A 24453-nucleotide genomic window follows, 5' to 3' on the forward strand; every position below is an offset into this window, starting at 1 on the left:
GCACAAAAAAAAGTAAATAAATTAGATAAGATAGACAATATAAACATCAAATGTTACAAAAATCTAAAATAATATTGCTAAAACTAAATCAATGTGTTAGAATGAAGATGGTTAAAGAAATACAGCAGATATAGCTGTAAAAAAGGAATATGAAAAGGAGGATTGTAACATGAAGTTGAGAAAGGTAAGCGCTATTATTCTGGCGACGGTACTTGCTGTGGGAACTATCTTGACAGGATGCGGCGGAAAAGACAGTAGCACAACGTCTGACGGCAAAAAGAATCTTTCAGTATTTATTTTTGCAAACGACCATGAGTCACCGATCTACAAAGGCATGATCGAACAGTGGCAGAAGGATCACGAGGACACGATTGGCAATGTCGATGTTCAGATTACCACTCAGGATGAGTATTCCAAGACTCTGACCGGTATGATGACTGCCCAGAAGCTGCCGGATATCTTCTATGTAGGACCGGAATCGGTACAGCAGTTCGTAGAGAACGGCTACATCGAGAATCTGCAGCCGCTGCTTGACAAGCAGGGAATCTCCACAGACGACCTGGTTGCAAAAGAGGCACTGAACAGTTACCGTTACGATGGTGAGAAAGTAGGAGAAGGCGACCTGTATGCACTTCCGAAGGATGCATCTGTATTCGCATATGCTTACAACAAGGACCTCTTCGACAAAGAAGGAATCCCGTATCCGGATCCGGAAAACCCGTATACATATGATGAATTCGTAGAAGTCTGCAAGAAGTTCACCAAAGACACCGACGGCGACGGCGAGGTCGATCAGTGGGGCTGCGGTCTGGCAAATGCGTTCATGGTTCAGCAGTACATCTGGTCTAACGGTGCAACATTCCTGTCTGATGACTACAAGACTGTAGAGATCGACAAACCGGAGTTTAAAGAAGCGCTCCAGAAGTACATCGACCTGACAGTAACACATAAAGTTACCCCGACTGTTGAGCAGGATGCTTCTCTTGGTGTATATCAGAGATGGCTTGCAGGACAGGAAGCGTTCTATGCATGTGGTACCTGGGATGTCGCAGCATTTATGGACAAAGAGACATTCCCGTTCAACTGGGATCTGTGCGCATATCCGACACTGTCTACCGGAAAGAGTATGACATGGCTTGGAACCGTAGGCTTCTGTGTATCTGCAAACAGCAAGAACAAAGAAGAGGCAGCGGAGCTTGTTTCTTATCTTTGCGCAAATGAAGATGGACAGAAGGAGCTTTCAGGCGTGGTAGGCGGACAGTCTATTCAGCTGCCGAACCTGGCAAGTCTTGCAGAGGGTGAGTTCCGTACTGCGATTGAAAGCGGTGACCTTCCGTTCCCGTCAAATGTGGACGTATTCTTCAACTACCTGAGCGGAAATGACAAGTACGAAGGAAGATTCCAGGAAACGACCTATACTCCGAATGCAGAATGGTTTGATGAGTTTACAGCAAATTTGGATAACGTAAAGAACGGTTCTATGACGGTTGACGAATTTGTAAAAGAATATCAGCCGAAGATGCAGGAAGCGCTTGATAATGCGTGGGATAGTGTAGAGTAACTAAGGAATGAGAGACACTCCTTCTATAAGTAAGAAGGCAGTGGAAAGAGATGGCTGGCTTAGGAAGTGGCCGGCCATCTCTCATATGGAGGTAAGTGTATGAGTGGAGGCAATACAAAACCTGTTAAAAAGAAAATGAATAAGGCAGAATTCAAAGAGCATTGCTGGGGACTTACGTTCGTAGCGCCGGCATTCATCGGATTCTGTATCTTTATGGCCTTCCCTATTGCGTTTGCATTTGTGGCCAGCTTGACAAAATGGAACGGTATGAACAACATGTTGGACAATTTCATAGGTCTTGCCAACTATACAAAGCTATTGACAGATGCGAAATTCTGGAAGGTTCTGGTAAATACCATTATTTACATGGTAGGTATTCCGATAGGAATGATTCTTGGACTTTTGATCGCAGTTGCGATGAACCGGAAGATCCGTGGTATCAAGGTGCTTCGTACCCTGTACTATGTACCGGTCGTATCCTCCCTGGTTGCAGTGGCAATCCTGTGGATGTGGGTATTTAACTATGATTATGGTCTGCTCAATAGTATCGTGAAATTAATTTCCGGTGCGCATGGCCCGAACTGGCTGGGAGATGAGTTCTGGGTCAAGATATCCATGATCATATTCATGGTATGGAAGGGGCTTGGTTCTTCGATCATTTTGTATTTGTCTGGTCTTCAGGGAATCCCGCGTGATTACTATGAGGCAGCACAGATCGACGGTGCCAGTGGCTGGAACTTGTTCCGGTATATCACGGTCCCGCTTGTTTCTCCGGTTACGTTCTACCTTCTGATCACAGGTCTGATCGGTGGTTTCCAGGTATTCGTAGAAGTCCTGGTCATGGTTCCGACAGGTGGTCTGAATTACAGTGCAGCGACCGTAGTATTCTATCTGTACGACAAGGCGTTCGGAAGCAACCAGATGGGTTATGGTTCAGCAATGGCATTTCTTCTGGCTATCCTTATATTTATTGTTACGGCAATTAACTTCAAGGGTCAGGATAAATGGGTCAAGACGATTGAGTAGGAGGTGGAAGACGTGGCAAATAAAAAAGATTTACAAAGTTCAGAGATTAAATCGAAGAAGAGCAAGATGATTGACAGGATCATTTTCATCGCATTGCTGCTCGGAGCGATCGTCATGGTATTCCCTCTGGTTTACATGGTCCTGAGTTCCTTTATGACGAAGAATCAGATTCTTTCTGCAAACTTCAGCATCATACCGGACCCGTGGAAATTTGGAAAATACAGTGAGGTTCTTACGAAACCGGAATTCCTGCGTGGTCTTCGTAACACGTTGATCGTTGCACTGCCGGTGCTGATCGTGGGTGGATTTACCTCTTCCCTGTCAGCATTCTCCTTCAGTAAACTGAAATTCCGGGGAAAGAACGCGATCTTCCTTGGCCTTCTGGCTACTATGATGATCCCGTTCGCAGTCGTTATGATTCCACAGTACGTCATGTTTACGAGAATGGGCTGGACCAATACGCTGCTGCCACTGATCATTCCGGGACTTTTTGGTAATGTCAGCATCATCTTCTTCCTGCGCCAGAACCTGACCAGTGTGCCGGATTCGATCGTAGAAGCGGCGAAGATTGACGGCTGCAGCTATTTTAAGATGTATTATGCGATTTTCTTCCCGCTGATGAAGGGGGCACTTATGACACAGCTGATCCTGTGGTTCATGGGAATCTGGAATGACTATCTTGCACCGACGATCTTCATTCAGAATGAAGAGTGGTTCACCTTGCAGGTAGTGATTCGTTCCTTCAACTCCTACTATGCGGTAAACAGCGATTATCCGCTGATCATGGCGGCATCTGTACTGGCGATTTTGCCGACGCTATTGTTGTTCTTCTTCTTCCAGCGTTACATCATCGAATCTATGGCAGTATCAGGTGTAAAAGGTTAGAAAAACAAGAACGGTCCTACGGGCTGACGCTTGAGAAAAATGGCAGAAAAAAGGGTTGTTTTGTCATCAAAACAGCCCTTTTTTAAACAAACAGACCGTTTGTCGGCTTTTACTTTGGTGAATAGGTTCGGTAATAGAAAGGAAATAAGACGTTGGATGGTATACTGCGATTAAATGATTATGATGTGGGCACGAATGCAGCGCTTGGTTCTCATGACCCCTCTATGATGTGGGATCCGGTCAGTAAAAAATATTATTCTTATTCTACGGATGTTTTTATGCCTTCCTGTGGACTAAAGGACGGAATCGGCATTCCCGTACGAAGCTCAGAGGATCTGGTACATTTTAAATATGAGGGAACTGTTCTGTCAAAGCAGGCGATCCTGGAAGGACGGGATAACGGTGCCTACCCTAAAACGGCTGGCTTCTGGGCTCCTTACGTGGAATATGTAAGGGGAGAGTACCGCATGTTCTATTCTGCCACTCGGAGATTCGGAAGCTCGGAATCCCGAATCTGGCTGGCTACATCTAAGCACCCGCTGGGGCCTTTTGAAAACAGAGGTGTTGTGATGGATACCTGGGGAACGGACGACACCTTCCCGAATGCCATCGATGCGCATGTGATCTGGGAAAAAGAGAAATGTTTTCTGGTATATGGTTCGTTTTTTGGCGGAATTTATATCAAAGAGCTGGATGCGTCCACGGGACTTCCCAAAGATGGAAATCCAAAGAATCTGGGAAAATGTATTTCAAGAAAACATCCCCATCCGCCGATTGACGGGCCGGAAGGGGCTTCGGTGATCTATGTTCCGCAGTGTGGATACTACTATTTGTTTCAGTCTTACGGCTGGCTGGGAGATACCTACGATATCCGGGTGGGGCGCAGTAAACAGGTTCTGGGGCCTTATGTGGACAAAGAAGGACGTTCGTTAGTGGAGGAATCCATGGGAGTGAAGCTGGCAGGCAGTTACCGGTTCCAGGCCAAGATGCCCAATGCGGCGAAGGGGCGGGAAGGCTGGAGATGGGATGGTCTGCGGGGACCGGGGCATGGAGTTCCCTTTTATGATCCGGTCAGCGAAGGGTATTTCTTCGTGCATCATATTCGCGATGGCGCGCGTATCCATCGGACCTATGACAGAAGGGAGAACAGAAACAGTTATAAGATGCATTATATGATGGTGCGTCCCATGTTCTTTCTGAACGGCTGGCCGGTGCTAAGCCCCGAGCCTTATGTAAGGGAACTTGCCGAGACGGTGCCAAAGGAGCAAAACGGATACTGGGAATTTATCCGGTTTGAGGATAAGGATAACAGAATAAAAGAAGCAGTACGTATGGAAAATGAGGAAGCAGAACACCTAATACGTTCCGGAAGGGTGCATAAATGCTGGGATTTCGAGAATAGTCAGACGACGTATGCGGTGACCGGATTTGACGATTCGGCACTTGCATATTGGGGAAAATTCGTGTATAGTTTATTTTAGATATTTATAAACTACTATACATTTTTCACTTGTTTTGCGTTGAGGTGAAAAGAAAGAGAGGACGCCAATGTTACATATTAAGAACCTGGATGAGGGGTTGGATGTTTTTAAGGCACTTGGCTCAGAGCTGCGCATTCGAATCGTAAAACTATTGCTTGAAAATCGGGAAATGAATATTAATGAGCTGGCGAGCGCACTGGGTGTCACGAACGGAGCACTTACCAGCCATATTCGGAAACTGGAAGAGAGCGGAATTGTGAAAATACTGCTGGAACGTACCGGGCATGGGAATCAGAAGATCTGCAGAGTAGATGTGGATAAGATCCTGGTGGAGGTAGTATCCGATGAGGCAGAGGAAGATGGAAATGTATTTGTCACGGATATTCCGGTGGGGCAGTATATGGATTATGAGGTATATCCGACCTGCGGTCTGGCTACCGCTACGGCGCTGATCGGAGAGGCAGATGACCCGCGATATTTTGCACACCCGGACCGTATGAGTGCAGAGATCCTGTGGTTTGGAAGGGGCTATGTGGAGTACATGATTCCCACGCTTTTGCCGCCCTCCACGAAGATCGACCAGATTACCCTGTCTCTGGAGATGAGTTCTGAGGCACCGGGAGTCAACAATGACTGGCCGTCAGATATCTATTTTTATCTGAACGGTGTGAATATCGGAATGTGGACGAGTCCCGGAGATTTCGGTGATGTGCGGGGAATTTTTACCCCAGACTGGTGGTTCCCGAACTGGAATCAGTATGGACTGCTTAAAATGATCAAAATTGATAAAAAAGGTACTTTTGTAGACGGACTTAAAATTTCAGATGTGAATATCAGGCAGTTTGAGCTTGATTATAAGAGCACGATCCGCTTCCGTTTTGAAGTGCCAAAGGATGCTCAAAATGTTGGAGGACTGACCATTTTCGGCAGTAAGTTTGGAAATTACAGCCAGGCGATCCAGGCAAGGATCGCGTACAGCCCGATGTAGCGGGCATGGCGAATAGAATTTCCGATACTCTACGGCCGGCAGTGTGTCGGTTTGAGAGGAAAAGCTATGAAAAAAAAGGCAGCAATTTGTATAGCGCTGGCGGCAGTGCTTCTCACCGGCTGCGGTGAGAAGCTGAAGGCGGAGCCGCCGGTGGAAAAGACCTTTGAGGAGGTTTCGGTGCATGACCCGTCAATCGTGGCAGGAGAGGACGGGGCTTACTATATATTTGGTTCTCATCTTGCAGTGGCTAAGACAGATGATCTGATCAACTGGACTTATGTCAATCAGGGAATCAAGAATGAGAATCCGATCATTCCGGACGTATATAACGTAATGCGTGAAGCCTTTGAATGGGCGCACAGCAATACCTTCTGGGCGCCGGATGTGATTAAACTTAAAGATGGAAAATATCATCTCTATTATTGCAACTGTCAGGGAGATGAGCCCTTATCCTGCCTGGGAATGGCCATATCAGACAGTGTGTCAGGTCCCTACGAGAATCAGGGACTTCTGTTGAAATCAGGTATGCCGGAGCCGCAACCCAGCGAGAACGGCAAGATCTATATGTCAACGGTAGACCCAAATGTGGTGGATCCGGTCGTATTTTATGATCAGGAAGAAAGATTGTGGATGATCTATGGTTCCTATTCAGGAGGTATCTTTGTCAAAGAATTGGACCCGGTGAGCGGACTTCCTCTGGAATCCGGCTATGGGAAGAAATTGTTAGGAGGGAATCATCTTCGGATTGAGGCTCCTTATGTCATCTATAATTCGGATACGGAATATTACTATATGTTCCTCTCCTTTGGTGGGCTGGATTCCGACGGCGGGTATAATATCAGAGTCTGCCGTTCCAAAACGCCGGATGGTCCTTATGAGGATTCCATGGGCCAGGACATGATAGAATGTGAGGGACCAAAGGGCAGCGCGTTTAGTGATGCGACGGCTGCACTCTACGGTACGAAGCTGATGGGCTGCTACAAATTCCTCTGGAGCGAGGGGGAAGACGGGGAGGACCGCAAAGGCTATCTGTCTCCAGGACACAATTCCTGTTTATATGATGAGGAGAGTGGCAAATATTTCCTGATCTATCACACCCGTTTTGAGAACAGCGGGGAGGAGCACCAGGTCCGGGTACATCAGATGTTCTTCAATGATGCAGGCTGGCCGGTAGTGGCGCCTTATCGCTATACGGGAGAGACGATCGCTTCCTATAAAGAGTCTGAGGTGGCAGGAACCTATAAGTATATCAACCATAGCCGGCAGATTTCGGCACAAATGAATGAATCTGTTTTGATCGAGCTTAAGAAGAACGGGGAGATCTCTGGCGAGGCAAAGGGAACCTGGGAGTTCTCTGACGATCATAAGATCAGCCTGACCATAGATGGAAATACCTATCAGGGCGTGGTCTTAAAGCAGTGGGACGAAGATGGTAAAAAGTATGTGATGACGTTTACCGCCTTGAACGAAGAGACCGGAATGTCTGTCTGGGGCAGTAATCTTCAGGCTTTAGATGAGCCGTAAGCAGTGACATCTTAAAAGATAAGGAGGACAAGAGGCTTACTATGGCAAAACTATTGATTAACACGGAACGAAAATTAAGTAAGATCAGTAAAGAGATTTACGGACATTTTTCGGAGCATCTTGGCAGATGTATCTATGAGGGTATTTATGTAGGAGAGGATTCTCCGATTGAAAATGTAAATGGTATGCGTACAGACGTGGTGGAGGCGCTGAAGGCGATCAAGGTGCCGGTACTGCGCTGGCCGGGCGGATGCTTTGCGGACGAGTATCACTGGGAAGACGGAATCGGCCCAAAGGAAGAGAGAAAGACCATCATCAATACCCACTGGGGCGGTGTTGTGGAGGACAACAGCTTCGGTACGCATGAATATTTTGAACTTTGCCGGCAGCTTGGCTGTAAGACCTATGTAAACGGGAACCTGGGAAGCGGGACCGTCAGGGAGATGTCCGAATGGGTAGAGTATATGACCTTTAAAGGAGTGTCTCCGATGGCAAAGCTTCGTGCCGAGAACGGGCATGAGGAGCCGTGGAAGGTGGATTATTTTGGTGTAGGAAATGAAAACTGGGGCTGTGGCGGCAACATGACACCGGAGTATTATGCAAATGAGTACCGCAGATATCAGACCTATGTGCGTGATTACTCCCAGCACTCCATGGATCCCCAGGAGCATATAAAGCCATCGATCCTCAAGGTTTGCTGTGGGCCGAATGTTGATGATTATGAATGGACCAGAGGCGTTCTTGAGACCTGCTTCAGACATAGCGAGGGGTCCCCACATGGCTTTATGGACGGTCTTTCTCTGCACTACTACGTGCACCCGGAAGGCTGGGTGAAAAAGGGAAGCGCCACCGACTTTGATGAGAAGGTGTGGTACAAGACCTTAAGTAAAGCGCTCTATATGGACGAGCTGATCCGCCGCCACGGAGCGATCATGGACGAATTTGATCCGAATAAGGAAATCGCGATGATCGTGGACGAGTGGGGAACCTGGTTTACGGTAGAGCCGGGAACCAATCCGGGATTTTTGTATCAGCAGAACACGATCCGTGATGCGCTGGTGGCAGGAATTACTTTGAATATTTTCAATAAGCATTCAGACCGTGTGAGAATGGCAAATATCGCACAGATCGTCAATGTACTTCAGGCCATGCTTCTGACGGAGGGAGATAAGATGATCAAAACGCCGACCTATCACATTTTCGATATGTACAAATGCCATCAGGATGCACAACTTGTGGAGAGCTGGATTGATACGAAGACTATCGGTCTGGAGGAGGAATATATGGTTCCGAATCTGACGGAATCCGTTTCCATCGGAGAGGACGGAAAACTCCATATCACTGTGACCAATCTTTCTGTAGAAGAAGCGAGCGAGATCGATGCAGTGATAGACTGCAGGGTATCTTCGGTGACCGGCGAGATCGTGACCGGCGAGATGCATGAAATGAATACCTTTGAGGATCCTGGGAGGGTACAGCTTCAGAAATTTGATGCAGTGGAGATGAACGAGAAGGGTCTGAGATTTGTCGCTCCGCCTTGCAGCGTTCTGCATTTGACAGTAGAGATGGCATAGAAAGATGCAAAAGCGATGCAGGAAGGACAGAGATATTGTAGAAAATGCCTCTTAAGGGAGATGGACGAGGCCGAATATTTCAAAAATATGTATGATTATATAGCACGTCTTCCCCATGAGGATAAGGTATCCGACGAGGAGTACGAAAGGCGGCTTTCCATCTGTAAAGGGTGCGATTATCTCCTACAGGGAATGTGCCGGTTGTGCGGATGTTATGTGGAGATGCGCGCGGTCATGAAAGTGCGCGGCTGTCCGGATATACCGGATCGTTGGAAAGCGTAGAGGAGTTTCACGTAACTCTTACTATTTTACTGTTTTTATAGTATTCACGATAGCGAGAACAATCGGAATTGATATGGGAAAGGAAACAGCCCGGGGACTGGTGAGGGGAAACCTGACCGGCTTCGGGTTGTTTTTTCAGGCAACCGGGCGTATGAAAATAGTGCTTAAATGATGTTTTTGGGTCACGAAGAAGCTGGAAAAAAGCAGAATAGAAATGCCTGCAATCCATATGCCCGGAAACGGTGAAGCCGGATCATTCCGAGTGTAAAACCGGCTGGGAATCTGGCTGTTATAATAGATTGTAATATGATCTCCAACGGTAGGACCGAGAGGAACCTGGCTTATCTCGCCCTGGCATTCGGATAAAAGATGAGTGGCTTTGTAGAAAAAATTACTTTCCGTGGCGCCCTCGATCAGTTTAGAATCCGGAGTCTGGAAACGATAGTAAAGCCGATAAGCGGGATAGGTGATGCCCCCGTTTGTAATATCCCATTTTTCAATCTTATATACTTCTGCGCTGGTCTGATTTTGGCAGGTCAGTTTTAAATATCCCCATCTTATGGCTGGGGCGAACATGGTAAACAGGATGTATATGATCAACAGTATAAAAAAAGCCTTTAGGGCATAAAATTTTGCTCCTTTTGGTACGGAATTCTTTTTTCTCTTCATTTGGAAATCCTCCTTTTGATTAGCAGGTATACTTTATTATTACTCAGTTTAGCATTAGATGAAAAATGGTACTATCAGTGTAGGGTAAAAGAAATGTTAAATTAAGGAAAAATGTGTTGCAGGGTAGCAACGGAATTGGCTCGCCGGGTATTATTCCCTTAAAATATCTTGGAATGTATAAGGAATGTGTATTTTATAAAGGTTGACAAACCTATGATTTCTAAGTATGATAAAGGTGTATTTTCTAAAAGATTTCGGTTTTCTTTTAGCAAATCATTGCATGTCAAATCGACATATACTTTCTGATATAAGCTAGATTCGCACTTTCATATATAAAAAAGGAGAGTGCATATGGAAAAAAAGGATTGTAGGAAAGAAATATTTGGACAACTCAAAACAAGAGAGGAGGCGCTGAAGGAAATCAGGTGTAACCGGTCAGTATATCTGGTATTTCTGGATTTAAAAAAGGAGTAACAGGAACATTTTATTGAGTTTTGCATGGGAGTGCGTGGCATTAAAATGACGTATGACACATTTTTTAAGCACATTTTTAATGCGGAATCACATCCGGAACGGCTCTCAGGATTGCTCTCGGCAATTATAGGACGTCCTCTTACGGTGAAACGTGCACTTCCGAAGGAACACAGCCGGATCACAGAAAGAGGTTCCCTTCTGGAACTGGACATTATCGTAGAATTTGATACGGGTGAACTCGGAGACGTTGAAATACAAAAGATAGGGTATTTGTTTCCGGGTGAAAGAGCGTCCTGTTATGCGGCGGATATGGTAATGCGTCAGTATGAACGGGAAAAAAGTATCCGAGGCGAACATTTTACTTATAAAGATTTAAAATCTGTTTATACAATCGTTTTGGTTGAGAATAGCGGGAAGGAATTTCGTCAGATGCCAAAACAGTATATTCATCGAGGCAAAGTGCAGTTTGATACCGGATTAAAAATGGAGTTTTTACAAGAATTCTATTTTATTCCTCTTGATGTTTTCTTTGAAATGAAGCATAATGAAGGAGAAGCAACAGTAAAAAATGATCTGGAAGCCTGGCTATATTTTATCGGTTCAGATAAACCGGAAGAGATTATGAGAGTAATTGAGGCTCGGCCTGGTTTCGCAGAGCTGTACCGGGAGGTATGTGAATTTCGGTATCATCCTAAGGAGGCGATTAGAATGTTTTCGGATGCACTTAGAAAATTGGATGAGAATACGGTAAAATATATGATTGAAGAGCAGAAAAGGGAGATTGAGGAGCAGCGAAAAGAGATTGAGGAACAGCGAAGAGAGATTAAAGAGCTGAAGATACTTCTCGCTGAGAAAATGTCATAGAAGCTATTTTTTGAATGAAAAGTACAAGTCCTACAGATTCGTAATTTTGGTGATCTGTGGGACTTGTTTACTGTTGCCATGTATGCCTAGATGAATGTCCACCGGACATTCATCTAGGCTGCCAAAGTACTTTTTGAGGTTTTGCAGAAATTTTATGCGAGGATTTTAGCGTGCAAGTAGTGTTAAATTGACCTGGAAAAAAGTTAGTTACACAGGGGCTAAAAGACTGATTTTTCATATAGGAATTTTACGAAAATAATGGGTTGTAATATTCTGGTATTTTGCTTATAATGGATAGAAAGAATGATGCCTTCCCTTGCACAGGGGAGGTTTTTAGTTGCCATGCATACCTAAGTGAACGTCCGGTGGACGTTCATCTCGGTTGCCATGTATATGCTGGCGAATATTTTATGGATCATGAGAGGATAAAACAATGTGGGAGAAACTAAAGAAATTATTTGCGTACTATAAGCCGTACAAGCTGTTGTTTTTCAGTGATTTGTTTTTTGCAGTCCTGGGGGCAGCCGTGACGCTTGTCATTCCGCTTGTGGTACGGTATATCACAAATGAAGTGGTATATTTTGATGCACAAAAAGCACATCAGACCATTTTGATGCTGGGGGCGATCCTTTTGGTGCTGGTGATCGTGGAGTTTGGGTGTAACTATTACATCGCGTATTTCGGCCATATGATGGGAGCGAAGATGGAAGCGAATATGCGAAGTGACATTTTTGGACATTACCAGAAGCTGACCTTTGCATTTTATGATAATCAAAAGGTGGGGCATCTGCTGTCGAGGATCACCAGCGATCTGTTTGACATCAGTGAGCTTCTGCATCATGGACCGGAGGACGTTTTGATTTCCGTGATCAAGCTTACCGGTTCCTTCTTCATTCTGGTAAATGTGAATGCACGCCTGACGATGGTCGCGTTTGCGTTTGTTCCGGTCATGCTGGTATTTGCAGTGTATTATAATAAGAAGATGAAGAGAGCATTTGCACAGAACCGGGCGAAGATCGCAGATATCAACAGTCAGATCGAGGACAGTCTGTCCGGTATCCGGGTGGTCAAATCCTTTGCAAATGAGCGGGAGGAGTTGAAGAAATTCCGTGTGGGGAATGACAATTTTGTCCGGGCTAAGCGGACAAGCTACCGCTATATGGGAATGTACCATTCCGGACTGAATGCGCTGACCACGTTGGTCACGGTAGGAGTCCTGGTGGCAGGCGGAAGCTTCCTTACTACCGGGTCGGTAGATGTGGCGGATCTTATCACCTTCCTTCTTTATATTAATAACTTCACGGAGCCGGTGAAAAAGCTGGTGAATTCGGCCGAGCAGTTCCAGAACGGCTATACCGGATTCGAGCGGTTTCTGGAGATTATGGCGATCGCACCGGATATTTCTGATAAGCCGGACGCAGTGCATGTGGATACTTTAAGAGGAGATATCGAGTTCAGGGACGTTTCCTTCCATTACGAGGATAATCAGGAAAAGGTGTTAAACCACATTAATCTGAATGTAAAAGCAGGAGAATATATGGCGCTTGTCGGGCCCTCCGGCGTGGGAAAAACCACGCTCTGCAGCCTGATTCCCAGGTTTTATGAGGCAAGTGAAGGTGCGATCCTCATCGACGGTATAGATATCCGGGATATGAAGCTGGACGATCTGAGAAATAACGTGGGAATCGTACAGCAGGACGTGTATTTGTTCGCGGGAACGATCATGGACAATATCCGTTACGGCAGGCCGGACGCGACCGATGAAGATGTGGTGCGCGCGGCGAGAAGCGCGAATGCGCATGAATTTATCATGGGATTCCCGGAGGGCTACGACACCGATATCGGACAGCGAGGCGTGAAATTATCCGGCGGCCAGAAGCAGAGACTGTCCATTGCCAGAGTATTTCTGAAGAATCCGCCGATTTTGATTTTTGACGAGGCGACCTCGGCTCTGGACAATGAGAGTGAGAAGGTGGTACAGAATTCTCTGGAAGATCTGGCGAAGAACCGTACCACGTTCGTGATCGCGCATAGACTGACCACCATTCGCAATGCAAAGCGGATTCTGGTGCTGACGGAGAATGGAATCGCGGAAGAAGGGACACATGAGGAATTGCTGGAAAGGAAGGGCGTTTATGAGGCGCTGTATCATATGCATTTCCAGAACTAGTGCATATTGTGTTGCTAGGCCTTTAAACGGGGTTTAACAGCTTAGAATATAAAAACCTTAATTGCAAAAGTAAATTCCAGTGCAGGAGTAAATTCTACCCGCCTTTAAAATCTGCTGTTTTTTTAAACTTTTTTTGAGCATAGGACGAAAAAATGGGTTATAATAGATTCTAATCCAAGCAAATATTCTAAAATAGGGTATGGCAAACAAGCCAACAGGAAATGTCGTGTGCAGGACTAAATTCTATTAGCTTTGTTTATTTTTTATGAAGATTTAAAAGCAGAATTACCTAACAGCAGATTTTTTGTTTGGGTTTATGGGTTACTTAATCAGCTCAGGCGTCAGGACGATCTTTTCTGGATTGACAGGCTTGAGCTGAAGTGCTGCCAAGATATCCATACCGAAGTTTTCCTTTACCGCCTGATATGGAGTAAGGCCGAGCAGGCTCTGGCGCGGAACCGAATCGATGTTATTTACAATCAGGTTCAGGTCCCATTGCGTCAGATATTCGAAGCTGGTACCCTTCGGAAGAATCTCACGTAGTTTTGTGTGAACATTTTCAACGCCACCTTTCTGACCGCTGCGCATGGGATCGCAATAATAAATATTAGTACGCTGGCTGCCATCCATGCCGGTTTCCAGGGCCAGTGGATCACCGAATTCACCGCCCCGGTCTGTCAGGACCGTTTCAAACAGGATGCGGAATGTTTCCGTGCCGAGCCGTGCTTCCAGACGGTCAAAAACAGCACGGACAGCGCCTTTGGTGCATCGGTTCAAGAGATAGGCAAGGAACAGTTTCTCGTCCCGGAAGTAGAATGTCAGGATACATTTTTTAGAATCCCGCGAAGACTTAACGGTATCCATTTCAACTACGTGCGTGGGAGGGAGTTGGAGGAAATCACTGTAGAGGCGGCCGGAAAACACCTGCCGGTCTGTAATCTGAGTTTTGTGGCACTTGCGTGCCTTGAACTTCACTTTCCGTTTCAGGTCGATGTTGCGTCCGGTAAGCAGTCCGAGTTCTATGTATTGGTAAATGGAGCGTACGGAAAGCCCCAGTTCCGGATGTTCCACAACGATCTGATAGGGAGAATGGCCCTGCCAGATCAGAGGGGTAACGACCTCATCAATGTGGTGGAGTTCCTTTTTTGAAAGGTTAATACCAGACCTGGAATCCCGAAGCATTTCGCGGTATTTGCGGTCTGCAAAGAGAGCATCGTAATGGTATTTATGAGGAACGGTACAACGGACATGGGTCTTATCGCAACCATTGCAGACATAGGGAGCCCGGTCAAGTCTGTTACAGCGTTCCTTCACAAAATCCTTACAGTGCTGGTTGCAGGAGGGGCAGGAAGAACATTTCGTATCGCAGAGAATGATTTTTCTGCAGACATTCTTTTTTTGGCAATGGAAACGGTGGACGCAGAAATTTTTAGCATTCAGGAAGAGTCCTTTGCCTGGATAGAAATCGGATAGACGGTGAGAACGCACCTCTTTGGATATGGTACTGGGATCTTTGCAGAGGTAACAAGCAATCTCCTTAAAAGAAGCCCCTGCATTCAACTGGCGTTCAATATAAAGTCTGTCTGCGGTAGTAAGATGTTTATGGTTTCCTGGGATATGTTTACTCATGATGTCTCCTTCTACTGCTGTCAGGAATAAAACCATCATAATACGTATGCAGGACTAAATTCAACCTATGCAAAAGTAACTTCTATCAAAGAAAAAGTAGGTGGAATTTACTTTTGCAATTTAGGTAGAATATAAAAAAACAGGAAACTAGCGAAAAATCGTGAAAATTGTGATATACTATCGAAGAGGCAGCCTGATGCAAGAATGTTAAATATATAAGAGAACATGACGGCAGGCGAGGAGGAAGTTTACATGGCTGCGCTGGAAGAGACACAAAAAGTAAGAAATGAAGAAGGATATAGTATGACAGAAGAGATAAATTTCAGAAGACCGATGCTGGAGGATCAGGAGCTGATCTCAGGATATTTTCATAAGTACCCCAGCAGAAGCTGCGACCGGACGTTTGCCAATGTGTTTTTGTGGGCGAAGCACTATAATGTAGAATTTGCCCTGTATAAGAATGTATTGTTGTTCCGGGATAACAGCGCCGGTTATGGGTATGCGTTTCCGGCGGGAGAAGATGAGGACGTAAAGGCGGTCATTCCGGAGATGGTCGGGTGGGCCAGGGAAGATGGACAGCCATTCTGTATGTACGGAGTTACACATGAGAATTTTGAGAAGCTGGAGAACTGGTTTCCGGGAATGTTTGAGGTAGAGTACCATCGTGATGAGGCGGACTATGTCTATGAAGCGGAAAAACTCGCCACACTTTCCGGGAAAAAACTGCATAGCAAGCGGAATCATATTAATAAATTTAAGCTGGTACATGAGGGGCACTGGAGCTACGAGAAGCTGACGAAGGAAAATCTGGAGGAGTGCTTCCAGATGGCGCTGAGATGGCGGAATCTGAACGGCTGCGAGGACGATGAGGAGAAGAATGCAGAGATGTGCGTGACGCTGAATTCTCTCCGGCTTTTTGAGGAACTGCACCTCTCCGGCGGATTTGTCCGGGTGGACGGAGAAATCGTGGCGTTCACATTAGGGGAGCCGGTTAATGACGATACCTTTGTGGTTCATATCGAGAAGGCTTATGCGGAGGTGGAAGGCGCCTATACCGTGATCAACCAGCAGTTTGTGGAGCACGAGATTCAGGGACGTTATGAGTTCGTGAACCGGGAGGACGATGTGGGAATTGAAGGCCTGAGAAAAGCGAAGCTCTCATACAAGCCCGTATTTATGGTGGACAAAGGGATTGTGACGCTAAGGCCCGAAGGGCAGTAACAAAAGGTTTTACGTAAAATGAGGAAGAGTCAAGGCATATCTGTTCGTTTTGAAGAAAGATAAAGCGGTACAGGGAGAACCTTGTAGATTTATACAATCAGGAAGGAGTAAGCAAGATGATTTCAAAGAAGATGGAAGGTATGGTAGCAAATAGTTCTGCAATCCGCGCAATGTTCGAGGAGGGCAACAGACTGGCAAAGCTTTACGGAGCTGAGAATGTATATGATTTTAGTCTGGGAAATCCCAATGTTCCGGCACCGGAGGCGGTGAAGACAGCCATTATAGATTTGCTGAATGAGGAGGATACACTGGTACTTCATGGATATACCAACAGTAACGCCGGGTATGAGGACGTTCGCGAGGCAGTGGCAGATTCCCTCAATGAACGGTTCGGGACAGCATTTGCGGCAAAAAATATCACGATGACGGTCGGTGCGGCAGGAGGCCTGAATGTCATTCTGAAGACCCTTTTGAACCCGGGCGATGAAGTGATCGTGTTTGCTCCATATTTCGGGGAATACAGAAGCTATGTGAATAACTTTGACGGCGTGATCGTGGAGATTTCTCCGAATACCGTGGATTTCCAGCCGAAGCTTGACGAGTTTGAACAGAAGATTACAGCGAAGACAAAGGCAGTGATTGTAAATACGCCCAATAACCCGACGGGAGTCGTCTATTCGGAGGAGACGATTCAGAAGCTGGCAGCGATCATGGAGGCAAAACAGAAGGAATTCGGAACGGAGATTTACCTGATTTCCGATGAGCCCTACCGCGAGCTGGCCTATGACGGGGTGGAGGTTCCGTATCTGACGAAGTATTATGCAAATACGATCGTAGGATATTCTTATAGCAAATCCTTGTCTCTTCCGGGGGAGCGGATCGGCTATCTGGTCATTCCCGACGAGGTGACGGATTCCGAGACGGTGATTGCAGCGGCGAATGTGGCAAACCGTATTCTGGGCTTTGTAAATGCACCGACCCTTCAGCAGAAGGTAGTTAAGAAATGCCTGAATGAGAAGACAGACATTTCCTATTATGACAGAAACAGAGAGACCCTTTATAACGGGCTGAAGGATTGCGGCTTTGAATGCATTAAACCGCAGGGAGCATTTTACCTGTTCGTAAAAGCACCGATCGAAGACGAGAAGGCGTTTTGTGCGGCTGCGAAGAAATACAATATTCTGATCGTACCGGGAAGCTCTTTCGGTTGTCCGGGATATGTGAGAATCGCATATTGCGTGGCGTACGAGACGATCGTGAATTCTCTGCCGAAATTCAAAGAGCTGGCAGCAGAGTATGCAAAATAGTAGAAGAGAGTGGAAAATAGCATGAAAGCATTTGAAAAAAATATCAGGCAGGTGGAACCTTATGTTCCGGGAGAACAGCCGCAGAATAAAGTGATCAAGCTGAATACCAATGAGAATCCATATCCGCCGGCGCCGGGGGTGGTCCGTGCGATGGAAGAACTCTCCGAGCACGCAGACGCACTCAGATTGTACCCCGATCCGACGTCGGACGCTCTGGTTACGGCCCTTGCCGACTATTATCATGTAGGAAAGAATCAGGTGTTTGTAGGCGTTGGGTCTGACGATGTACTGTCCATGTGTTTTCTGACCTTTTTTAATTCGGATAAGCCGATCTATTTCCCGGATATTACATACTCTTTTTATAAAGTATGGGCAGAGCTTTACCGGATTCCCTATGAGTGCAAAAAGGTAGATGAGAATTTCCGAATCGTGCGGGAGGACTATTATGGAGAAAATGGCGGCGTGATTTTCCCGAATCCCAATGCGCCGACTTCGATTTACGAGAATCTGGAATTTGTGGAGGATATAATCCGGCATAATCAGGACGTGGTCGTGATCGTGGACGAGGCGTATGTCGATTTCGCAGGGGAGTCGGCACTGTCTCTTTTGGAAAAATATGAGAATCTGATCGTTGTGCAGACATTTTCCAAATCACGGTCTATGGCGGGTATGCGGATTGGGTATGCGATTGCAAGTCCGCTTCTGATCAAATATTTGAATGATGCCAAATATTCCTTTAATTCCTATACCATGAACCGGCCTTCTTTGGTCTGCGGAGTGGAAGCGGTGAAGGACAAAGTATATTTTGAGCAGACAGTGAATAAGATTGTGGAGACCAGAGGGTGGGTCGAGGAGGAATTTAGAAAGCTGGGCTTTGTATTTCCGAGATCCGGCGCCAATTTCCTCTTTGTCTCTCACCCGGAGTATGATGCAAAAGAGCTGTTTACGGCATTAAAGGAGCAGGGCATTTATGTGCGGTATTGGGGAAGCGAGAGGATCAAGCAGTACCTGAGGGTCACGATAGGGACCCGGGAAGAGATGGAGGCGTTGTTTGCTTTCCTGAAGGAGTATATGGGGAGAGGCGGTAGCTTATAATTTACTGGAAGATGGAATAATTGAGCGCAGGACATTTTTGTAAGGCTATGTAAACCAAGGGATTCTTCTGGAAAGATAGGGGAAATGGCACCTCGCGAGAGAGTATAATAATTATATTAGGAGAGAATTTATGACAGAAACATTAGTACAGTGGTTTGTGACACATTTGGGAGGCAAGGCAGCTAAGGAAGTGGTAATTTTTATCATTTCCATGATACCGATTTTGGAACTGAGAGGAGGAATCCTGGCGGCAGGGCCGGCATTTTTGGATATTCCTACATGGAGAGCAATTCCAATCTGCCTGATCGGCAACCTGATTCCGATTCCATTTATTCTGTGGCTGATCCGACCGATTTTTGCATGGCTCAGAAAAACACGGCTGTTCCGCCCCATGGTGGAGAAGCTGGAAAAGAAGGCTATGAGTAAGAGTGATCAGATTGAGAAATATGAGTTCTGGGGTCTGGTGCTGTTCGTGGGAATTCCGCTTCCGGGAACCGGAGCGTGGACCGGAGCGCTGATCGCGTCCCTTTTGGATATCGACTGGAAAAAAGCGTTTTTGGCGATTGTCTGCGGAGTTTTAATGGCGTCGGTAATCATGTATTTGCTGTCTTATGTTCTGATCGGTGGGATTTTTGGATAAGGCCGGCCAAATCGAAAGAATATAAAGTTGGAATTGCATAAGAATAAATATTTTGGTATACTATATTATAAGTAGCAGTTTGACTTTTTACATGCATATGTATAGCAAAACGATTTATTAGATGCTAAATATGTTTGCTATACATATCAATAGTAAGGAGGGATTCATATGGTTGATATATTAGATGCAGCACGCTATTTAGTATTTTTGTCATATGGAAGAAAAAAATATTCATTAACACCACTAAAATTGCAAAAACTCTTATATTTGGCTCAAGGCTGGAGCTATGTATGGGATGATAAAGCCGCATTTCCTGATGAATTTGAAGCGTGGCAATATGGACCAGTTAATGAAAAAGTGTATGAGACATTCAGAAAATATGGGCGTTCAGAGATTCCGGAAAGAGAAGGTAATGATTTTTTAAGGGATTTCGATGTGAAGGAAACTTTGGCTGCTATCTGGAATGAATATGGAAAAAAGACGGCATATGAATTGGTGGATTTGACACATAAGCAAAAGCCATGGCGTGATGCCTATTCTAGAGGAACAAAAATAACAAATAGTAGTATAAAACAATATTTTCAGTCAACTTTTTAGTTGACTGAATTTTTGTAGAAGGAGAAAAAATGGGGATTGTTTTAAAAGGGATAGAAATAGAAAATTTTAAATCATATGTGAATAAGCAATATGTACAGTTTTCTGATTTGTCTGTATTATTAGGAGCAAATAGTAGTGGAAAAAGTACAGCATTACAAGCATTGCTGGTACTTAAACAGACAATGGAATGTAATAGCCCGGATGAAGAGCTTTTATTATCGGGTAAATATGTTGCATTGGGAGATTATGATGATGTAATATCAAATTCTGAGTTAAATGTTTTTTCGTTTGCTGCTGTATTAGAACAGAATGAAATATCTGAAAATACATTAGACGAAGATGATTTCAAAATCCGATGGAGTTTCAAAAGAGGTGAAGACGGCACATCGGCAAGTTTAGAGTGTATAGATATAAATTTTGAAAACATGCGGTTGTCCTTAAAGAAAGCAGACAAGGAATTGTATAATTTATATATAAATGGAGAGCGTAGTGTATTTAGTGTGGACATTTATAATCTACTGATTTCAGATTATGCCGTGCATTATGATATGGAGATAAATAGTAAAGCCGCAGAGTTAGTAAATGCATTGGCACAGACATTGATTTCGCAGAAAACACCGACGATGGCATTAGGCGAACCTGTTGGTATAGATGCAATTAGGGAATTTTATTTGAGGTTATTAAATAGAGCTCAAGATAGTGAGATAGAAAACAAAGCATTGACGGAGAATGCACATGAACTGGCGATTCGTGTGGAAAATCTTATTGATGAATATTGTGGCATGGAGTTGCCGACGTATAGTACTATTAATAGTATATTTCCTAAAGATATTCGAATTAAAATATTAGAACTGTCTTTTCTGAATGCGGAACCTTTAGAACAGTTGGAACCTATCCTTACAGAATTTGAAGCATATATATCAGAATATAAACGTTCAATTCCAAAGGTGTCTGACTTAAAAGGAATGTATAATTTGGGAAATAAACCATTCTGGTTATTAGATAGGGATGATGAAAAAAGTAATAATTTAACGCAATTAAAATATACATTAGATTTTTATGATAGTTTTTATACAGATATTATTTCTGAAATCTTTTTTGTTGGTCCGATTCGAGAAACACCAAAAGGATTATATAATATTGGATTTGAGACAATTCCCAAATATGTTGGACCGACAGGTTCATATTTTGCATCAGTTTTATTGCATGAAAATAGAAAAGAGAAGGAGTATATTTTGCCGAGGGGTAAAGAAAAATGTACATTGGCGGAAGCACTAGCCGAATGGATGATTCATCTAAATGTTGCAAGTGCTGTAAATGTTGATAAAAAGAATTCGTTTGGATTTAGTGTTTCTATTGAAAACATGGAACAAATAAAATCAGATATTATGAATGTGGGGATTGGTACTAGTCAAGTTTTACCGGTTCTGATATCTGTATTGCTATCTGAACCTAATGAAATATTGGTTTTTGAACAACCGGAATTGCATTTGCATCCATATTCACAAAGTCGATTGGCTGATATGTTCGTTGAATTTTCCAAGCAAGGAAGAAATGTGATTATTGAAACACATAGTGAATATTTTTTGCTGCGATTAAGATATCATATTGTTAAAAATAATTATCCCAGGGAGTCGGCGGCAGTTAATTTCTTTCAGAATATAGGCGGAACAAAAGTGGAGTCTGCGAATATTTCAGGTTTGGGAAATATTGAATATCCTAAGGATTTTAGAGATGAAACACAAGAACTATTAGACTCTATCTTGGAAGCAGCATTGGAAAGAAAGGGATTATAATGAGTGTATTGATAGATCCATATATGTTTGAACTATCTGATGCACAAGAAATTGAAACTAATATTTCCTTTTTCCTGAAGATGATAAAATTGTGTACTAAGCAGGATAGCAAACATAGATTACGAATTTTGCTTTATAAAGGCATGATTGAAAGAATGTGCCGAAGAACAATACAACCATTTCCAATAAACATAAAAACAATTATGGATTCTGACTTGCGAAAAACTATCATGCAGATTAATACTTCTTTTAATCATGCGTTGATAGAAGTGATTGAAAGTATTGACATTGATGAATGTAGTGGGGAACAAGAATTTGTAATTACTGGTGGAAATGGCATATCAGAAGATGATAATTACTATGAAATGTTTTGTACATTACTGATTCCCTGCTATTCACATCAGATACATATTGAGGACAAGATACTAACTGGAATAAAAAGAGAGGGGAAACACATAGGTGATAAATTTCAAATAAATTGTATTTGTTCTGTGTGTGAGTATACGAAAAAATGTGTGTTTGCTGGAATTGATGACTTTATTTCAGAGGAAGAAAAAGCAATAGATTTATTGAAAGAAAAGAAGAAAAATGGAGAGATTTCTGTTGTTAATAGTGTATCAGCTGAGATGGGAGATCATCATAATCATGTACAGGCAAATGGGAAAAGCTTTAGTACATTGAATGATCTTTCTTTAAAGAATAAAAAAGTATTAAAATTATTGCAATGTTTAGGGTTAAATAAAATAATATTTGGTAGATTTACTTCTCAGGGAGTAAAAGCAACCGGAACGATGAGTATATACAGCGTTGATGAAAAAGAAACACAAGATATTGTGACAGTAAAGTTTAACGCGGAAACAGGATATCAACTAATGGCAGATTTGTATTTCCCTAAAGGCATTGGACAATTATTATTTAAATATTTTAATACAAATCAGATGATGTATCAGAATGTAAGTGATTTGCTTGACAAACTTTAAGTACGAGTAAGAAGTAATAGAATTGGGGAGAGAATGTGAAGTATAAATGTATCGTTTCTGATCTGGATATGACACTTCTGGGCACTGGGAGTGCATTGTCGCAGAAGACCAAAGAAGTTTTGGGCAAATTGATGGAAAAAGGTATTGTGGTAGTACCTGCAAGCGGTAGGCCTTTTGGTGCATTTCCGAAGGAGATTCTCGATATGGAGGGGATTCAGTACGGAATCACATCGAATGGCGCTTCGATCTATGACTTAAAAACGGGCAAAGCCCTCTATGCGTCAAAGCTGTCTGCCGGGACTGCCGGACAGGTGATGGAACTCTTAAGCGGATATGAGCTTACATATGAAGGTTATATTGACGGGAAAGCCTATACTTCGCAGGCCTATTTTGATGATCCGGTGCGGTACGGTGCATTTCCGGCGGTGGTAGAGTATATTCGAAGCACCAGGGAGCCGGTGGAGGATATCAGAAGGTTTCTGTTAGAGAACCGGGAGCAGTTGGATTGTATCGATGTCATTGTGCGGCAGGAGATTAAGCAGGAAGTATATAAGCGGATTCAGGAAGAAATCAGCGGAATCTATCTTACGACCAGTGCATCACATTTAATTGAGATTTCGGGTGCAGAGTCGGGAAAACACTCGGGAATGCAAAGGCTGGCCAAGATGCTGGGATTTGAATTATCGGAGATTGTGGCATTTGGCGATGGAGATAATGACAGCGAGATGTTAAGAGAAGCAGGACTCGGCGTGGCGGTGGCGAATGCCACGGCAAAATGCAGGGAGGCAGCGGATCTGGTGACGGATTATAATCATCTGGACGGAGTGCCTAAGGCGCTTGTCAGCATATTTTCTGAGATTTTGTAGTGGACAAATTAAACATATTTCGATATATTAATCACAAAACAACAGCCCGGAGCCTGGTGCAGTGTGGAAACTGGCCAGTTCCGGGCTGGTTTTCGCTGTCAAGCATACCTGAGTGAACGTTCATCTCGGTCTTTTGGCACAAAAAATACTTTAATGCAGCCTTACATCTAAGAGTAGATTCGTACCCGAAGCGGAATCCCCAGCTCCCCAGCCACCTTCCGGCTCTCCTCGATTTCTTCTTCACTGATGATGCTCACTACGCTGAACTGCACCTTCTGGAACAGTTCTTTTGCTTTGCGGGCAAAATCCAGCATGGCAAGGAATGCATTCTCAAAACAGGGCTGTGTGACTTCCTGATAGCGTTTGGCGTTGGGGGCGTTTAGGCTGATAGAGACTGCGTCGATATACTTAGCCATTTCCTCGGCAATCGGTTTTTTATTGAAAAGCTCACCCAGACCGTTGGTGTTGACACGCAGGCGGATATGAGGATATTTTTCCTTCATATATTTTGCGGAAGCAATCAGGTTATCGTAGGCGCAGGTCGGTTCGCCGTAGCCGCAGAAGACTGCCTCGTCATGCCCGCCAAAATCAAATGCGTCTATGGCGGCGATGATCTCCTCGAGAGAGGGATTGTGGTCGTGCCATAACCCTTCGGCATCTCCCAGGGTATCCTTTTCGTCGCGGATACAGAAGATGCATTTGCAGGTGCAGCGGTTGGTAATGTTGAAATATACGTTGTTTTTGTAGGTGTAGATAATGTCTGACATAGTGTAATCCTTTCTCCTTATTTTATAATATGACAGCGGGGCTCAAAGCGCATGTAT

22 protein-coding genes are annotated in these 24453 nt (G+C 44.3%); 19 read left to right on the forward strand and 3 right to left on the reverse strand.

The window, feature by feature from the left end:
* Positions 1-169: 169 nt before the first annotated feature.
* The 8 genes from ABXS75_08940 (at position 170) to ABXS75_08975 (ending at position 9321) form a co-directional block, all read left to right on the forward strand.
* Positions 170-1561 carry a sugar ABC transporter substrate-binding protein gene (locus ABXS75_08940; GenBank protein XCP86899.1) on the forward strand — a complete coding sequence of 464 codons (1392 nt, stop codon included), beginning with the start codon at positions 170-172 and terminating at the stop codon, positions 1559-1561.
* A gap of 99 nt (positions 1562-1660) precedes the next feature.
* A complete protein-coding gene (locus ABXS75_08945; protein XCP86900.1) occupies positions 1661-2587 on the forward strand; it encodes a sugar ABC transporter permease in 927 nt (308 codons plus the stop codon).
* A gap of 12 nt (positions 2588-2599) precedes the next feature.
* Positions 2600-3472, forward strand: a complete 873-nt coding sequence (locus ABXS75_08950) for a carbohydrate ABC transporter permease (protein ID XCP86901.1) — start codon at positions 2600-2602, stop codon at positions 3470-3472.
* Between the two features lie 152 nt (positions 3473-3624).
* Positions 3625-4953: an arabinan endo-1,5-alpha-L-arabinosidase gene (locus tag ABXS75_08955; GenBank protein ID XCP86902.1), complete on the forward strand. Its 1329-nt coding sequence runs from the start codon at positions 3625-3627 to the stop codon at positions 4951-4953.
* Positions 4954-5020: 67 nt separating this feature from the next.
* On the forward strand, positions 5021-5941 hold the full coding sequence (locus ABXS75_08960) for a winged helix-turn-helix transcriptional regulator (GenBank protein ID XCP86903.1): 921 nt from the start codon (positions 5021-5023) through the stop codon (positions 5939-5941).
* Positions 5942-6007: 66 nt separating this feature from the next.
* A complete protein-coding gene (locus ABXS75_08965) occupies positions 6008-7465 on the forward strand; it encodes a glycoside hydrolase family 43 protein (GenBank protein XCP86904.1) in 1458 nt (485 codons plus the stop codon).
* Between the two features lie 41 nt (positions 7466-7506).
* Positions 7507-9039 (forward strand): alpha-L-arabinofuranosidase C-terminal domain-containing protein, encoded by a 1533-nt coding sequence (locus ABXS75_08970; GenBank protein XCP86905.1) that lies wholly within the window; start codon positions 7507-7509, stop codon positions 9037-9039.
* 15 nt (positions 9040-9054) lie between these two features.
* The gene (locus tag ABXS75_08975; GenBank protein XCP86906.1) at positions 9055-9321 is read left to right on the forward strand and encodes a DUF6171 family protein; all 267 of its coding nucleotides are present in this window, start codon (positions 9055-9057) and stop codon (positions 9319-9321) included.
* Between the two features lie 135 nt (positions 9322-9456).
* On the opposite strand, the gene ABXS75_08980 is transcribed toward ABXS75_08975, so the two are convergent.
* Entirely contained in the window at positions 9457-9990 is a 534-nt protein-coding gene (locus tag ABXS75_08980; GenBank protein XCP86907.1) for a hypothetical protein, read from the reverse strand.
* A gap of 351 nt (positions 9991-10341) precedes the next feature.
* Here ABXS75_08980 and ABXS75_08985 point away from each other — a divergent pair, with 351 nt between their 5' ends.
* The 3 genes from ABXS75_08985 to ABXS75_08995 all read left to right on the forward strand — a co-directional run bounded on the left by ABXS75_08985 (position 10342) and on the right by ABXS75_08995 (position 13498).
* Entirely contained in the window at positions 10342-10464 is a 123-nt protein-coding gene (locus ABXS75_08985; GenBank protein ID XCP86908.1) for a hypothetical protein, read from the forward strand.
* A gap of 45 nt (positions 10465-10509) precedes the next feature.
* Positions 10510-11328, forward strand: coding sequence for a PD-(D/E)XK nuclease family transposase (locus ABXS75_08990; protein XCP86909.1), 819 nt, complete (start codon positions 10510-10512; stop codon positions 11326-11328).
* Positions 11329-11761: 433 nt separating this feature from the next.
* Positions 11762-13498, forward strand: a complete 1737-nt coding sequence (locus ABXS75_08995) for an ABC transporter ATP-binding protein (protein ID XCP86910.1) — start codon at positions 11762-11764, stop codon at positions 13496-13498.
* Between the two features lie 321 nt (positions 13499-13819).
* On the opposite strand, the gene ABXS75_09000 is transcribed toward ABXS75_08995, so the two are convergent.
* Positions 13820-15127 carry an IS30 family transposase gene (locus tag ABXS75_09000; protein XCP86911.1) on the reverse strand — a complete coding sequence of 436 codons (1308 nt, stop codon included), beginning with the start codon at positions 15125-15127 and terminating at the stop codon, positions 13820-13822.
* A 303-nt stretch (positions 15128-15430) separates the two neighbouring features.
* Here ABXS75_09000 and ABXS75_09005 point away from each other — a divergent pair, with 303 nt between their 5' ends.
* From ABXS75_09005 to ABXS75_09040, 8 genes are all read left to right on the forward strand, one after another.
* A complete protein-coding gene (locus ABXS75_09005) occupies positions 15431-16348 on the forward strand; it encodes a phosphatidylglycerol lysyltransferase domain-containing protein (GenBank protein ID XCP87118.1) in 918 nt (305 codons plus the stop codon).
* 116 nt (positions 16349-16464) lie between these two features.
* On the forward strand, positions 16465-17655 hold the full coding sequence (locus ABXS75_09010) for a pyridoxal phosphate-dependent aminotransferase (protein XCP86912.1): 1191 nt from the start codon (positions 16465-16467) through the stop codon (positions 17653-17655).
* A gap of 21 nt (positions 17656-17676) precedes the next feature.
* Positions 17677-18750 carry a histidinol-phosphate transaminase gene (gene hisC, locus ABXS75_09015; protein ID XCP86913.1) on the forward strand — a complete coding sequence of 358 codons (1074 nt, stop codon included), beginning with the start codon at positions 17677-17679 and terminating at the stop codon, positions 18748-18750.
* 130 nt (positions 18751-18880) lie between these two features.
* Positions 18881-19390, forward strand: coding sequence for a small multi-drug export protein (locus ABXS75_09020; GenBank protein XCP86914.1), 510 nt, complete (start codon positions 18881-18883; stop codon positions 19388-19390).
* A gap of 168 nt (positions 19391-19558) precedes the next feature.
* The gene (locus ABXS75_09025; GenBank protein XCP86915.1) at positions 19559-19987 is read left to right on the forward strand and encodes a type II toxin-antitoxin system antitoxin SocA domain-containing protein; all 429 of its coding nucleotides are present in this window, start codon (positions 19559-19561) and stop codon (positions 19985-19987) included.
* A gap of 29 nt (positions 19988-20016) precedes the next feature.
* Complete coding sequence (locus ABXS75_09030; GenBank protein XCP86916.1) at positions 20017-21783, forward strand: AAA family ATPase; 1767 nt, start codon at positions 20017-20019, stop codon at positions 21781-21783.
* Positions 21783-22763: a hypothetical protein gene (locus ABXS75_09035; protein ID XCP86917.1), complete on the forward strand. Its 981-nt coding sequence runs from the start codon at positions 21783-21785 to the stop codon at positions 22761-22763. The genes ABXS75_09030 and ABXS75_09035 overlap by 1 nt, the downstream gene beginning before the upstream one ends.
* 35 nt (positions 22764-22798) lie before the next feature.
* On the forward strand, positions 22799-23629 hold the full coding sequence (locus ABXS75_09040; GenBank protein XCP86918.1) for an HAD family hydrolase: 831 nt from the start codon (positions 22799-22801) through the stop codon (positions 23627-23629).
* A gap of 167 nt (positions 23630-23796) precedes the next feature.
* Here ABXS75_09040 and ABXS75_09045 read toward each other — a convergent pair whose 3' ends face one another.
* Positions 23797-24396 carry a TIGR04100 family radical SAM protein gene (locus tag ABXS75_09045; protein XCP86919.1) on the reverse strand — a complete coding sequence of 200 codons (600 nt, stop codon included), beginning with the start codon at positions 24394-24396 and terminating at the stop codon, positions 23797-23799.
* Positions 24397-24453: the final 57 nt, after the last annotated feature.

Source organism: Roseburia hominis, from assembly GCA_040702975.1.
Classification (GTDB): domain Bacteria; phylum Bacillota; class Clostridia; order Lachnospirales; family Lachnospiraceae; genus Allocoprococcus; species Allocoprococcus hominis_A.